Annotated in this window: 10 protein-coding genes; 3 read left to right on the top strand and 7 right to left on the bottom strand. The window is 54.6% G+C overall.

All coding sequences use genetic code 11. From position 1 onward, the window contains the following. Window positions 1–21: 21 nt before the first annotated feature. From ppiD to bolA, 7 genes are all read right to left on the bottom strand, one after another. On the bottom strand, window positions 22–1,890 hold the full coding sequence (gene ppiD, locus C1Y42_RS00840; protein WP_104093003.1) for a peptidylprolyl isomerase: 1,869 nt from the start codon (window positions 1,888–1,890) through the stop codon (window positions 22–24). Window positions 1,891–2,127: 237 nt separating this feature from the next. After that, on the bottom strand, window positions 2,128–2,400 hold the full coding sequence (gene hupB / locus C1Y42_RS00835) for a nucleoid-associated protein HU-beta (protein WP_014606441.1): 273 nt from the start codon (window positions 2,398–2,400) through the stop codon (window positions 2,128–2,130). A gap of 212 nt (window positions 2,401–2,612) precedes the next feature. Beyond that, window positions 2,613–4,967 (bottom strand): endopeptidase La, encoded by a 2,355-nt coding sequence (gene lon, locus C1Y42_RS00830; RefSeq protein ID WP_058775228.1) that lies wholly within the window; start codon window positions 4,965–4,967, stop codon window positions 2,613–2,615. Window positions 4,968–5,156: 189 nt separating this feature from the next. Beyond that, window positions 5,157–6,428, bottom strand: coding sequence for an ATP-dependent protease ATP-binding subunit ClpX (gene clpX, locus C1Y42_RS00825; RefSeq protein WP_021507186.1), 1,272 nt, complete (start codon window positions 6,426–6,428; stop codon window positions 5,157–5,159). A gap of 127 nt (window positions 6,429–6,555) precedes the next feature. Next, the gene (gene clpP / locus C1Y42_RS00820) at window positions 6,556–7,179 is read right to left on the bottom strand and encodes an ATP-dependent Clp endopeptidase proteolytic subunit ClpP (RefSeq protein ID WP_010616837.1); all 624 of its coding nucleotides are present in this window, start codon (window positions 7,177–7,179) and stop codon (window positions 6,556–6,558) included. 336 nt (window positions 7,180–7,515) lie between these two features. Continuing rightward, a complete protein-coding gene (gene tig / locus C1Y42_RS00815) occupies window positions 7,516–8,820 on the bottom strand; it encodes a trigger factor (protein WP_021507185.1) in 1,305 nt (434 codons plus the stop codon). A gap of 303 nt (window positions 8,821–9,123) precedes the next feature. Continuing rightward, a complete protein-coding gene (gene bolA / locus C1Y42_RS00805; protein ID WP_058757958.1) occupies window positions 9,124–9,438 on the bottom strand; it encodes a transcriptional regulator BolA in 315 nt (104 codons plus the stop codon). Window positions 9,439–9,706: 268 nt separating this feature from the next. Here bolA and C1Y42_RS00800 point away from each other — a divergent pair, with 268 nt between their 5' ends. From C1Y42_RS00800 to cyoA, 3 genes are all read left to right on the top strand, one after another. After that, window positions 9,707–10,285, top strand: coding sequence for a lipoprotein (locus C1Y42_RS00800; RefSeq protein WP_021507183.1), 579 nt, complete (start codon window positions 9,707–9,709; stop codon window positions 10,283–10,285). Window positions 10,286–10,340: 55 nt separating this feature from the next. Further along, complete coding sequence (gene ampG, locus C1Y42_RS00795) at window positions 10,341–11,828, top strand: muropeptide MFS transporter AmpG (RefSeq protein WP_104092650.1); 1,488 nt, start codon at window positions 10,341–10,343, stop codon at window positions 11,826–11,828. A 438-nt stretch (window positions 11,829–12,266) separates the two neighbouring features. Next, complete coding sequence (gene cyoA / locus C1Y42_RS00790) at window positions 12,267–13,190, top strand: cytochrome o ubiquinol oxidase subunit II (RefSeq protein ID WP_031279652.1); 924 nt, start codon at window positions 12,267–12,269, stop codon at window positions 13,188–13,190. Window position 13,191 lies beyond the last annotated feature (1 nt).

Below are 13,191 nucleotides of genomic sequence, written 5' to 3'. Positions count from 1 at the left end.
GTTTACCTTTTTTTGTGAGGCTTACTGGTTTTGTGCGGCGGCGCCGTACTTAATCTTCGCCTCTTTGCGCAGGTTTTCCAGCAGCGCTTCAAAGGCAATCTGCGCGTTGTTTTGCGTCACGCCTTTCACCATTTCGTCGATCTGCGCCTGCGGCATGTTGCCCGCGCTGACCTTATCCAGCGCGACCAGCACCACGTTGCCCTGCATATCTTCGCTGACACCCCAAGACGGCTTGTTATCCGCTGGCTGTGGCAGGTTGAATGCGGCCTGAACCACCGGATCCTGCGCGTTGCGATCGACGGTTTTGCTGGCGCTCAGCGTCAGGCCAGCCGCCTGCAGCGCGTCCTGTTTGCCCGCTTTCAGCTCGGTCAGCAGTTTGTCTGCCTGCGCTTTGGCCTGCTGCGTCGCTTTGTCATGCTTCAGGCTGTCGGCAATCTGCGCTTTGACCTGATCCAGCGGTTTAACCGCTTCCGGTTTGTGCTCGCTGATGCGCAACACAAACGCCCGATCGCCATCGACGCTGATGATGTCAGAGTTGTTGCCCGGCGCGCCGTTCTGACCGGTCAGGCCACCGTTGAAGATCGCCTGTTTAACCGCATCGAAATCGAGATCGGCCGGCACGTTATCGCGGGTGATCCAGCCCGTTTCCACCACTTTCAGGCCAGATGCCTGTGCGGCGCCCGCCAGGGATTCGTTGTCGTTGCTGGCGGCTTCGCTCACCTTCTGCTGCATCTTATAGAAGGCGTCGACGGCTTTTTCCTGCTTCACTTTATCCGCCACCGCATCGTGCACCTCCGCCAGCGGTTTAACCTGCTCTGGCTGGATATCGTCCAGACGCACCACCAGGAAACCTACTGAGGACTTGATCACGCCAGACAGCTGACCTTTCTGCGTCAGGTTGGCGTTTTTCAGTTCGTCCGGCGTGGTGTTCGGCTCCAGCCAGCCCATGTCGCCGCCTTTACGCGCAGAGATTGGGTCGATGGATTTGCTCTTCGCCAGCGTGGCGAAATCCTCGCCCTTTTTCAGCGCATCCAGCACCGCGTTGGCATCGGCTTCGGTTTTGGTCTGAATGATGCTGTAACGGTTGCGCTGCGGCTGTGAATAGTCGGCTTTGTGCTGATCGTACCAGCTCTGAATATCCGCTTCGCTGGCGTTCTCCTGCAGGCTGGCCGCATCCATTTTGATGTAACTGACGCGGAACTGCTCAGGTGCCATAAAGCTGCTCTGATGCTGCTGGTAGTACTGATTGATTTCGTCGTCGCTGGCGGTTTGTTTCGCGGCCAGCGCATTAACGTCAATCACCGCCTGACGAATCTCGCGCTGCTGCGAGACCAGATCCACCAGCTTGCTGGTTTCACCCTTCAGCATGAAGTCGGTATTGGCGATGGCGTTGATCAGCTGCTGCGTCGCCAGCTGCTTGCGCAGCGCTTCGGCGTACTGATCGGCACTAAAGCCCATGCTGGCGATCAGGCCGTTGTATTTCGCGTTGTCGAACTTACCGTTGGTCTGGAAAGCCTGCTGATTGAAAATAGCCTGCTTCACCTGATCGTCGCTGATGCCAATGTGCAGATCTTTGATGTACTGATCGAGCAGCGCCTGATCGATCAGCTGCGACAGCGCCTGCTGGCGCATCTGCTGCATGTAGCCGTCGTTGCTGGCCAGCTGCGAGAACTGGTCGCCCAGCATCTGCTGCTGACGGTTGCGCTCGTTGTTAAACGCCTGTTCCAGCTCACCGCGGCTAATTTCATGGCCGTTCACTTTGGCAGCGTAATCGCTGTTACCGCCAATCAGGTAGTTGCCCACCCCGGTCAGTACGAATGACAGGATGATCAATCCCAGAATGATCTTGAGCACGACATGGTTCGACGCCGCGCGTAAATTGTCCATCATGGTATGACAACACTCCGCTGTAGTGTGGATGTAAAGCTCTGACACGATGTCATCATCGTGCAGCTGCGGTTCAGGCTGGCAGCTGGCAACCATGCGGAGACTGAAGCCAGCGGCTAAAGTCGCGCATCAAGATAAAAAAAGGCACATCAAAAATGATGTGCCCGTATGTTACATGAGAACGCCTTTTTCGTCCTCAATCCATGGAAGAAAATGCTTCGATGGACAGGTCAGCGGTCATTAATTGACGGCGTCTTTCAGTGCTTTACCTGCACGAAAACCCGGTACTTTACCAGCCGGGATGGTGATTTCTTTACCGGTTTGTGGGTTACGGCCGGTGCGGGCAGCACGCTCGCGTACAGAGAAGGTACCGAAACCGACCAGTGCCACTTCGTCACCGCCTTTCAGCGCGTCAGAAACGGAGCCCATGAATGCATCTAACACACGTCCCGCTGCCGCTTTAGAAATGTCAGCGTCTGCAGCAATTTTGTCGATCAACTGTGACTTATTCACTCTCTTCATCCCCTCTTTTATTATTCACTCGCACCCGCGCTTCCCGCCCGGTGCGAACGCGCAGCCAGTTATATCAAGCCTGTGGAGCTGAAACAACGGTATTCATCTTAATCGTTGATCCAGCAGCCCCCTAAATTAGCGGCACAAAAAAAAGCTGGCAAGCCCGATTTGGCCTGCCAGCTTCGCTTTTTAGCGCTTTTTGTCGCTAATCACTATTTTGCCGTGGCAACCTGCATCCCGTACGGGGCATTTTCCAGCGCCAGGCTCAGCACTTCTTCAATACGCTTCACCGGATGGATCGACAGATCGGCAATCACGTTCTGTGGAATCTCTTCCAGATCGCGCTTGTTTTCGTCCGGGATCAGCACGGTTTTGATGCCGCCGCGATGCGCCGCCAGCAGTTTCTCTTTCAGGCCACCAATCGGCAGTACCTGACCGCGCAGTGTGATCTCGCCGGTCATCGCCACGTCCGAACGCACCGGGTTACCGGTCAGACAGGAGACCAGTGCGGTACACATCGCGATACCGGCACTTGGACCATCTTTCGGCGTCGCCCCTTCCGGTACGTGTACGTGGATGTCACGCTTCTCGTAGAAGTCGCCGTTGATGCCGAGTTTCTCCGCACGGGCGCGGACTACCGTCAGCGCCGCCTGGATGGACTCCTGCATCACCTCACCGAGTGAACCGGTGTAGGTCAGCTTGCCTTTGCCCGGCACGCAGGCGGTTTCGATGGTGAGCAGATCGCCACCCACTTCGGTCCACGCCAGGCCGGTGACCTGACCAACACGGTTTTCGCTGTCGGCGCGGCCGTAATCAAAGCGCTGCACACCCAGGAAATCCTTGAGGTTTTCGCCGTTGATTTTGATGCTCTTTTTCGCTTTGTCCATCAGCAGCGCTTTCACCGCTTTACGGCACAGCTTGGAGAGTTCACGCTCCAGGCTACGCACGCCCGCTTCACGGGTGTAATAGCGGATAATGCCGATAATGGCGCTGTCGTCAACGCTGATCTCTTTCTCTTTCAGCGCATTACGCTCGATCTGCTTCGGCAGCAGGTGCTGTTTAGCGATGTTGAGCTTCTCATCTTCGGTGTAGCCGGAGAGACGAATCACTTCCATACGATCCAGCAGCGGAGCCGGAATGTTCATGGAGTTAGAGGTAGCCACAAACATCACATCTGACAGATCGTAATCCACTTCCAGATAGTGATCGTTGAACGCAATGTTCTGCTCCGGATCCAGTACCTCCAGCAGCGCTGAAGCCGGATCGCCGCGCATATCGGATGACATTTTGTCGATCTCATCCAACAGGAACAGCGGGTTTTTCACGCCGACTTTTGCCATTTTCTGGATCAGTTTGCCCGGCATCGACCCGATATAGGTACGACGGTGGCCGCGGATTTCCGCTTCGTCACGCACGCCGCCCAGCGCCATACGCACATATTTACGGCCGGTGGCTTTGGCGATTGACTGTCCCAGCGAGGTTTTACCCACGCCCGGCGGTCCGACCAGGCACAGAATCGGCCCTTTGATTTTGCTAACGCGACTCTGCACCGCAAGATACTCAAGGATGCGGTCTTTCACGCGCTCCAGACCGTAATGGTCGGTATCCAGCGTCTCCTGCGCTTTCCGCAGGTCTTTTTTCACCTTGCTGCGCGCGTTCCACGGTACCTGCACCATCCAGTCGATGTAGCCGCGCACCACGGTGGCTTCCGCTGACATCGGTGACATCATCTTCAGCTTCTGCAGTTCGGCTTCGGCCTTCTCGCGCGCCTCGACCGGCATTTTCGCCGCGTCGATTTTGCGTTTCAGCGCTTCGTATTCATCCGGCGCATCGTCCATCTCGCCCAGCTCTTTCTGAATCGCTTTCATTTGCTCATTCAGATAGTACTCGCGCTGGCTTTTCTCCATCTGCTTTTTAACGCGGTTGCGAATACGCTTCTCAACCTGCAGCAGATCGATTTCAGATTCCATCATCGCCATGAGATATTCCAGACGCTCATTGATGTCGGACATCTCCAGCACTGACTGTTTGTCAGCCAGCTTAAGCGGCATGTGCGCCGCCACGGTGTCGGCGAGACGCGCCGCGTCGTCGATGCTGTTGAGTGAAGTCAGCACCTCCGGCGGGATTTTTTTGTTCAGCTTGATGTAGCCTTCAAACTGATTGATGGCGGTACGCACCAGCACTTCCTGCTCGCGCTCTTCAATTTCCGGCGAGATCAGGTATTCGGCCTGGGCAACAAAGTGGTCGCCATTGTCCGCTAAAGTGGTGATGTGTGCGCGCTGAAGACCTTCCACCAGCACCTTAACGGTGCCGTCTGGCAGTTTCAGCATCTGCAGTACGGAAGCAACGGTCCCTACCGCGAAGAGATCGTTAATACCAGGTTCATCCGTTGAAGCCTCTTTCTGGGCAACCAGCATGATCTTCTTGTCATGATCCATCGCCGCTTCGAGGCAACGAATCGATTTTTCCCGACCAACAAACAACGGAATTACCATGTGCGGATAAACCACCACGTCGCGCAACGGCAACACGGGGATTTCAATGCGTTCAGAACGCTCAGGATTCATAGAGCTCTCTCTTAGTTTAATGTCCGCCAGGTGATGGGAACCGCGTGATACAGGCTGTATGCAGTTAGACCCACAGGATTATGAGTATATGGGGATGCTTGCACGACATTCAATGTCACAGAGGTGAGAAAAATAAAAGGGGAAACATTTTCCCCTTTTTTAAGATAACAACGTGGTGTAATTGATTATTTATTCGCCAGAAGCCTGGGCTTCATGCTTACCGTAAATCAGCATCGGGTCAGATTGCCCCTCGATCACTGACTCATCGATCACCACTTTCTCTACGCCTTCCATCGATGGCAGGTCGTACATGGTTTCGAGCAGCGCCGCTTCTACGATAGAACGCAGACCACGTGCCCCGGTTTTACGCGAGTTCGCTTTCTTCGCAATCGCCGTCAGCGCTTCGTCACGGAACTCCAGCTCCACGCCTTCCAGGTTAAACAGCGCCTGATACTGCTTGGTCAGCGCGTTTTTCGGTTCACGCAGGATCTGGATCAGTGCTTCTTCGCTCAGCTCGTTGAGCGTCGCCACCACCGGCAGACGACCAATGAACTCCGGAATCAGACCAAATTTGATCAGATCTTCCGGCTCAACCTGTGACAGCAACTCACCTTCGCTGGCTTTCTGCGATTTACCTTTTACGGTCGCGCCAAAGCCAATACCGGAGCCGGTTTCAACACGCTGTGAAATCACTTTATCGAGGCCGGCAAACGCACCGCCACAGATAAACAGGATTTTCGAGGTGTCAACCTGCAGAAACTCCTGCTGCGGATGCTTACGTCCACCCTGCGGCGGCACGGCAGCCACTGTGCCTTCAATCAGTTTCAGCAGCGCCTGCTGCACGCCTTCACCTGACACATCACGGGTGATAGACGGGTTGTCTGATTTACGGGAAATCTTATCGATTTCATCGATGTACACGATGCCGCGCTGCGCTTTCTGTACGTCGTAGTCGCACTTCTGCAGCAGTTTCTGGATGATGTTTTCCACATCCTCGCCCACATAACCGGCTTCAGTCAGCGTGGTGGCATCCGCCATGGTGAAAGGCACATCCAGCAGGCGCGCCAGCGTTTCCGCCAGCAGGGTCTTACCGCTACCGGTTGGACCGATCAGCAGAATGTTACTTTTGCCCAGTTCAATCCCGTTGCTGGTGTCACCGTTACGCAGACGTTTGTAGTGGTTGTACACCGCCACCGCCAGCACTTTTTTCGCCTTCTCCTGACCGATAACATAATCGTCAAGGTGATGGCGAATCTCATGCGGCGTCGGGAGCGCGCTGCGCTCGCGGTGCGGGGCCACTTCTTTAATCTCTTCGCGAATGATGTCGTTACACAGATCGACACACTCGTCGCAAATATACACTGACGGCCCGGCAATCAGCTTACGGACTTCATGCTGGCTTTTGCCGCAGAAAGAGCAGTACAGCAACTTACCTGAACCGTCTTTGCGCTTATCTGTCATCAGCTAACCTCTTTTCGTTCTCAGACCTAATTGGTGTACGGCAATGGCCGTACAGCAACGGCCGATATGCATGCAACTCACCTGTCTGCACCCGTTAACTATAGCGTAAGGGGCAGACAGATGTGTCTTATTGGCGATGCGTCAGGATGGAGTCGACCAGGCCATACTCTACCGCTTCACTGGCAGAGAGGAAACGATCGCGCTCGGTGTCGCGTTCAATCTGCTCCAGCGATTTGCCGGTATGTTCCGCCATCAGCTCATTCATACGCTGCTTCACTTTCAGGATTTCACGCGCGTGGATCTCAATGTCCGTCGCCTGGCCCTGATAGCCGCCCAGCGGCTGGTGAATCATCACGCGTGAGTTTGGCAGACAGAAGCGCTTGCCTTTGGTCCCCGCCGTCAGCAGGAATGCGCCCATCGAACAGGCCTGGCCCATACAGATGGTGCTCACGTCCGGCTTGATGAACTTCATTGTGTCATAAATCGACATACCGGCGGTAATCACACCACCTGGCGAGTTAATGTAGAGGTAAATGTCTTTTTCAGGATTCTCAGCTTCCAGAAACAGCATCTGCGCCACAATCAGGTTCGCCATGTGATCCTCAACCTGACCGGTCAGGAAGATCACGCGCTCTTTAAGCAGGCGGGAGTAGATGTCGTAAGAACGCTCGCCGCGCGAGGTTTGTTCGACCACCATTGGCACCAGCGCATTGGTTGGTGCAGTAAATTCACGATCGCCACTGTATGACATTACCGTCTCCTGATAAATTTCATTGGCAACATTCTGTACCGATTTTACGCGAGGCGCGCGGCGAAAACTATGCGCAGCGGTCTCGTTCCGACATAACAGGACGGTTAATCAGCCAGTCTTACTGTTTTCACGCATTCTCCCTGTATCTGGGGATGCAGCCCAGTTGTTTCAAGCATAACAACCTTTTCCCCATTCGCTAACACGGAAAAACAGCTTAGCGAAGAATTTGCCGATTAATTAGTCAAATAGCGCACAAATGTAGTTGGTTTCCGCCAGAAACGAAAAAGCCCGCGACACAGCGGTCGCGGGCTTTAGCACTCAGGGTTAACTCACGAATCAGGCCGCAGAGGTCTGGTTCATCAGCTCCTGGAAGTTAGTGGCTTTGTCAGTCACTTTGGCTTTCGCCAGTACCGCTTCAACCGCCTGCTCTTCCAGCGCAACGTTGCGCATGTTGTTCATCAGCTCGCTGTTTTTGCTGTAGAACTCGATCACTTCCTGCGGATCTTCGTACGCAGAAGCCATCTCTTCAATCAGCGCTTTAACGCGATCTTCATCGGCTTTCAGCTCGTTGATGCGAATTACTTCGCCCAGCAGCAGACCGACCACAACGCGACGTTTTGCCTGCTCTTCGAACAGTTCACGAGGCAGTTCCAGCGCCTGCTTCTCGTTGCCGCCGAAACGCTGTGCAGCCTGACGACGCAGAACGTCGATTTCGCTGTCGATCAGTGCCACTGGCACGTCGATTTCGTTCGCGTTAACCAGACCGTCAATCGCCTGCGTCTTCACGCGGTTACGGATAGCGCCTTTCAGCTCGCGCTCCATGTTCTTACGCACTTCAGCGCGCAGACCTTCGATGGAGCCATCTTCCACGCCGAAACGCTTGATGAATTCAGCGGTCAGCTCCGGCAGTTCGCGGGTTTCCACTTTCTTCAGCACGATGTCGAACTTCGCATCTTTGCCTTTCAGGTTTTCCGCGTGGTAGTCATCCGGGAATTTCACGTCGATGGTGAAGGTGTCGCCGGCTTTCTTGCCAGTGATGCCTTCTTCGAAGCCTGGGATCATACGACCCTGACCCATCGCCAGCACGAAGTCAGACGCTTTGCCGCCTTCGAACTCTTCGCCATCTACAGAGCCGGTGAAATCGATGGTCGCGCGATCTTCTGCTGATGCCGCTGCATCGGTCTCTTTCCAGGTCGCCTGCTGCTTCTGCAGGGTTTCCAGCATGGTGTCGACGTCAGCGTCGGTCACTTCAACCACCGGTTTTTCGACTTCGATTGCATCCAGGCCTTTCAGCTCAACTTCCGGATACACTTCGAACTCAACCGCGTAGGTGAAATCTTCACCTTCTTTATACTCACCCGGCACGTAGTTCGGTGCGCCAGCTGGGTTGATCTTCTCTTTGATGATGGCGTCAACGAAGTTACGCGTCATCAGCTCGCTCAGGACGTCCTGACGAACAGAGGCACCGTAGCGCTGATTAATGATGGTAGCCGGCACTTTGCCTTTACGGAAACCGTCGATACGGACTTTCTTAGCCACTTCCACCAGTTCTTTCTTCACTGCGCTTTCGATGCTGTCCTTAGGAACAGTAATCGAAATGCGACGGCCCAGACCCTGAGTGGTTTCTACTGAAACTGTCATCTTGTTACCTCAAAAAATCACGTGCTCGGTCAACTTCAGACACCACACAATTAATGCGCCGTATCCAACAACCGGGACGGCCTCTGCAGGCAGAACCTAATCCCTGTCACCAGAAGCGTCCCGAAGACATTCCGGAAAAATAGACGCCGCATTATAGCGGCATCCCCGGAATGAGTCGAGGCTGCAAACTCACCACTTTTTAACGGTTTTGCTGCTTTTTTGCGCCGCAGATCGCGTTTGCGCATCATTGAGGTAAGAAAAAACGGCCCGCAGGCCGTTTTGCAGGAAGCTGGAGAGGAAAACTCAGGCCAGCGTACCGGCACCGCGACAGTTCGGTGAGGCGAGTACGGTATCCTGCAGCCCATCCCACTCTTTACGCGTGTAGGTATGCAGCGCCAGCGCATGGACGCTGCCTGCCAGCTCGGTCGCCAGCTCGCCATAAATGGCGCGGTGACGCTGCAGGAAGCGCTGTCCGGTGAAAAGGTCGCTGACGATCACCACTTTGAAGTGACTTTCAGAACCGGCAGGCACGTTATGACGATAGCTTTCGTCATGCACTTCGAGATGTGCAGGCTCAAAAGCGTTACGCAGCTTTTCTTCTATTTGTTCGCGAATCATTGTTAACACTCCTCTACGGCGAGCGCTGTGCCCCATCTGTTTAAATATTAGTAGGTTTTTTACCTTTCCCGCAGTCCGGCAGGAAATAAATCCTGCTGCGCTGCGCATCTTAGCCTGCTCAGACTGCCGGTCAATCGGTTACCGCGTCCGGATGTCCGAAAAAATCCTTTACAATCAATTTCCCCTGGTGCGGGGCTTTTTTCGCCGTGCCGCAATGCTATGATGACCGCAGTTTTGCAAACCAACCCATATGCTAACGAGAATGAGTATGTTGAAAAAACTGTTATTCCCTCTGCTGGCTGCCTTTATTTTGGCCGGCTGCGCCAGCAATAACACCACGCTGAACATCCAGCCAAAAATCCAGCTGCCACAGCAGGATCCGAGCCTGATGGGCGTTACCGTCAGCGTTAACGGTGCCGATCAGCGCAGCGATCAGGCGCTGGCCAAAGTGAACCGCGACGGCCAGCTGATCACCCTGACCCCATCACGTGACCTGCGTTTCCTGCTGCAGGAAGTGCTGGAGAAGCAGATGACCTCGCGCGGCTACATGATTGGCCCGAACGGCGCGGTGGATCTGCAGATCGTGGTTAATGGTCTGTATGCCGATGTCACGCAGGGCAACGTGCGTTACAGCATCACCACCAAAGCGGATATTTCTATTATCGCTACCGCGAAAAACGGCAACAAGCAGGTGAAAAACTACCGTCAGACTTACAGCGTAGAGGGTGCCTTCAGCGCCACTAACGATAAGATCACCAACGCGGTTAACTCGACCCTGAGCGACGTGATTGCCGATATGGCGCAGGACACCAGCGTCAATAACTTCATCAAGCAAAACGCGCGTTAATTTTCCGCAGTAACCTGCCCGGTCCCCGCTGACCGGGCTTCATTTCAGGCTGGCTATGACATCTCACTATCTGCGTATTTTTACCCAACGTAACGCTGCGGTCCTGCTGCTGCTCGGTTTCGCTTCCGGTCTGCCGCTGGCGCTGACCGCCGGTACGCTCCAGGCGTGGATGACGGTAGAGAATGTCGACCTGAAAACCATTGGTTTCTTCTCCCTCGTCGGTCAGGCTTACGTGTTTAAGTTCCTGTGGTCGCCGATGATGGATCGCTATACCCCGCCCTTTCTTGGCCGGCGGCGCGGCTGGTTGCTGGTCACGCAATTAGCGCTGATTGCCGGTATTGTGGCGATGGGCTTTATGCAGCCATCACGTGACCTTACCCTGCTGGCGGCGCTGGCGGTGCTGGTGGCGTTCTGCTCAGCCTCGCAGGATATTGTGTTTGATGCGTGGAAAACCGATGTGCTGCCGCCGGAAGAGCGCGGCAGCGGCGCGGCGATTACCGTGCTCGGTTACCGGCTGGCGATGCTGATTTCCGGCGGCCTGGCGTTGTGGCTGGCGGATCGCTATCTCGGCTGGCAGGCCACCTACTGGCTGATGGCGCTGCTGATGGTGCCCGGACTGATCGCCACGCTGCTGGCGCGTGAACCTGAGGCGCCGGTGCGCGAGCCGCACTCGCTGCGTCAGGCCGTCGCGTTTCCGCTGAAGGATTTCTTTCAGCGCAACAACGCCTGGCTGCTGATCACCTTAATCATTCTCTACAAGCTGGGCGACGCGTTCGCCGCTTCGCTCACCACCACCTTTCTGATTCGCGGCGTGGGCTTCAGCGCCGGTGATGTCGGTCTGGTGAATAAAACGCTTGGCCTGCTGGCGACCATTATTGGTGCGCTGTACGGCGGCGTGCTGATGCAACGCCTGAGCCTGTTCCGCGCGCTGATGATCTTCGGCGTGCTGCAGGCAGTATCTAATTTCGCTTACTGGCTGCTGGCGGTAACGCCACCGCATCTGTGGAGCATGGCCAGCGCGGTATTTATCGAAAACCTGTGCGGCGGCATGGGCACCGCCGCCTTTGTGGCGTTGCTGATGACGTTGTGCAACAAATCGTTCTCGGCCACGCAGTTCGCGCTGCTGTCAGCGCTGTCAGCGGTTGGACGCGTGTATGTCGGTCCGGCGGCTGGCTGGCTGGTCGAACTATGGGGCTGGCCGGTATTTTATGCCTTTACCGTGGTGGCCGCCGTACCGGGCCTGCTGCTGCTGTGGGCGTGTCGCGGCACGCTACAGGCAATGCAGCACAGCGGTGAATTCATGAAGCGCAGCCTGTGGCCACAGGGTTATCGCTGGACGGTACGCCTGTTCGCGGCGGGCTGTACGCTGCTGGCGCTCTGGCTGCTGACGCTGGCACTGCGTGCGGCGGATATCTGGCACAGCGCGACGCTGCCGACCCATCTGTTTGAGGCAGGGATGGCGCTGGCGCTGCTGGCGGTGCTGCTCGGCGTGATGCTGGACTGGCTGGCATTAAGAAAAACAGCGTCAAATCGTGCACATTAACGCTGCGCTATTTGCCAGACGGGGATAAATCGCTTAAAAATAGCCCCCGGCGAATTTTAAGCGATAGCATTTTTTTCAACGCGAAATAGAAACATTAAATTAACAAACCCGCGTAATATTTAAATCCGGTGAGCAATTAATTTGTAGAAATTTCATCGCCAAAATGATGCAGAATTGTTAAATAAATGAGTATTAAAACTCCGGTTTATGCTTTCCCTGTTTTCTCTGCGGTTAATGTCATTGGTTTTTGTTATATTGCCGCCAACTGCTTGTCGCAGTTAATAATTTGTCACCCCGCGCAACATCTGTGACACCCTTAGCAAAAGGTGTCAACAGCCTTCTGACACATCCTTAAGCTGGTTTACACTGCATAAACCTTCCCGTAAAATGCGCGCACACTTAAACGACAATAGAGCCCTTTGTCATTGAGGTCGTTAAATGAGACTCAGGAAATACAATAAAAGTTTGGGGATTTTGTCATTAATTGCAGGCGCTGTATTACTCAGCGGCTGCGATAGTGCGTTGTTAAATCCCAAGGGACAGATTGCACTGGAGCAACGTTCACTGATTCTGACAGCTTTCGGCTTGATGATGATCGTCGTTATTCCGGCAGTCTTAATGGCTGTTGTGTTCGCCTGGAAATATCGGGCAACCAATACCAACGCGAAGTATAGCCCTAACTGGTCACACTCTAACAAAGTGGAAGCCGTGGTCTGGACCATTCCGATCCTGATCATTCTCTTCCTCGGCGTGCTGACCTGGAAATCAACCCACGCGCTGGAGCCGAGCAAACCGCTGGCCTCTGACGTGAAACCGGTTGAGATCGACGTAGTGGCACTGGACTGGAAATGGCTGTTCATCTACCCGGAACAGGGTATTGCAACCGTCAACCAGATTGCCTTCCCGGCAAATACTCCGGTGAACTTCAAGATCACTTCGAACTCCGTCATGAACTCCTTCTTTATTCCTACGCTCGGCAGCCAGATTTACGCCATGGCGGGTATGCAGACCAAACTGCACCTGATCGCCAACGAGCCAGGTACGTTCGACGGTATCTCTGCTAACTTCAGCGGTCGCGGTTTCTCTGGCATGAAGTTCAAAGCCATTGCCACCAAAGACGATGCGGAATTCCAGCAGTGGGTTGCCAAAGTTAAAGCGGCACCTAACACGCTGACCACCATGGATGATTTCGAAAAACTGGCTGCGCCAAGCGAAAATCACCCGGTGGAATATTTCTCAACTGCGAATCCGGAACTGTTCAAGCAGGTTATTGATAAGTTCATGATGAGCCACGGGAAAATGGACATGTCGCACGAAGGCATGGACATGAATCACGCCGCAGCTGCGGGAGCCGAGGAATAAT

Origin of the sequence: Pantoea sp. ICBG 985 (assembly GCF_002928365.1) — a bacterium.
In the GTDB taxonomy this organism is placed as follows: Bacteria; Pseudomonadota; Gammaproteobacteria; order Enterobacterales; family Enterobacteriaceae; genus Pantoea; species Pantoea dispersa.
The sequence above is the reverse complement of the archived record's forward strand: the minus strand, read 5'-3'. Positions and strand labels throughout refer to the sequence as shown.

Excerpts from the sequence above, each read along its gene's own strand:
- clpX (WP_021507186.1), bottom strand. The coding sequence starts at position 6,428 with ATGACAGATAAGCGCAAAGACGGTTCAGGTAAGTTGCTGTACTGCTCT.
- ampG (WP_104092650.1), top strand. The coding sequence starts at position 10,341 with ATGACATCTCACTATCTGCGTATTTTTACCCAACGTAACGCTGCGGTC.
- ppiD (WP_104093003.1), bottom strand. The coding sequence starts at position 1,890 with ATGATGGACAATTTACGCGCGGCGTCGAACCATGTCGTGCTCAAGATC.
- bolA (WP_058757958.1), bottom strand. The coding sequence starts at position 9,438 with ATGATTCGCGAACAAATAGAAGAAAAGCTGCGTAACGCTTTTGAGCCT.
- C1Y42_RS00800 (WP_021507183.1), top strand. The coding sequence starts at position 9,707 with ATGTTGAAAAAACTGTTATTCCCTCTGCTGGCTGCCTTTATTTTGGCC.
- tig (WP_021507185.1), bottom strand. The coding sequence starts at position 8,820 with ATGACAGTTTCAGTAGAAACCACTCAGGGTCTGGGCCGTCGCATTTCG.
- clpP (WP_010616837.1), bottom strand. The coding sequence starts at position 7,179 with ATGTCATACAGTGGCGATCGTGAATTTACTGCACCAACCAATGCGCTG.
- cyoA (WP_031279652.1), top strand. The coding sequence starts at position 12,267 with ATGAGACTCAGGAAATACAATAAAAGTTTGGGGATTTTGTCATTAATT.
- lon (WP_058775228.1), bottom strand. The coding sequence starts at position 4,967 with ATGAATCCTGAGCGTTCTGAACGCATTGAAATCCCCGTGTTGCCGTTG.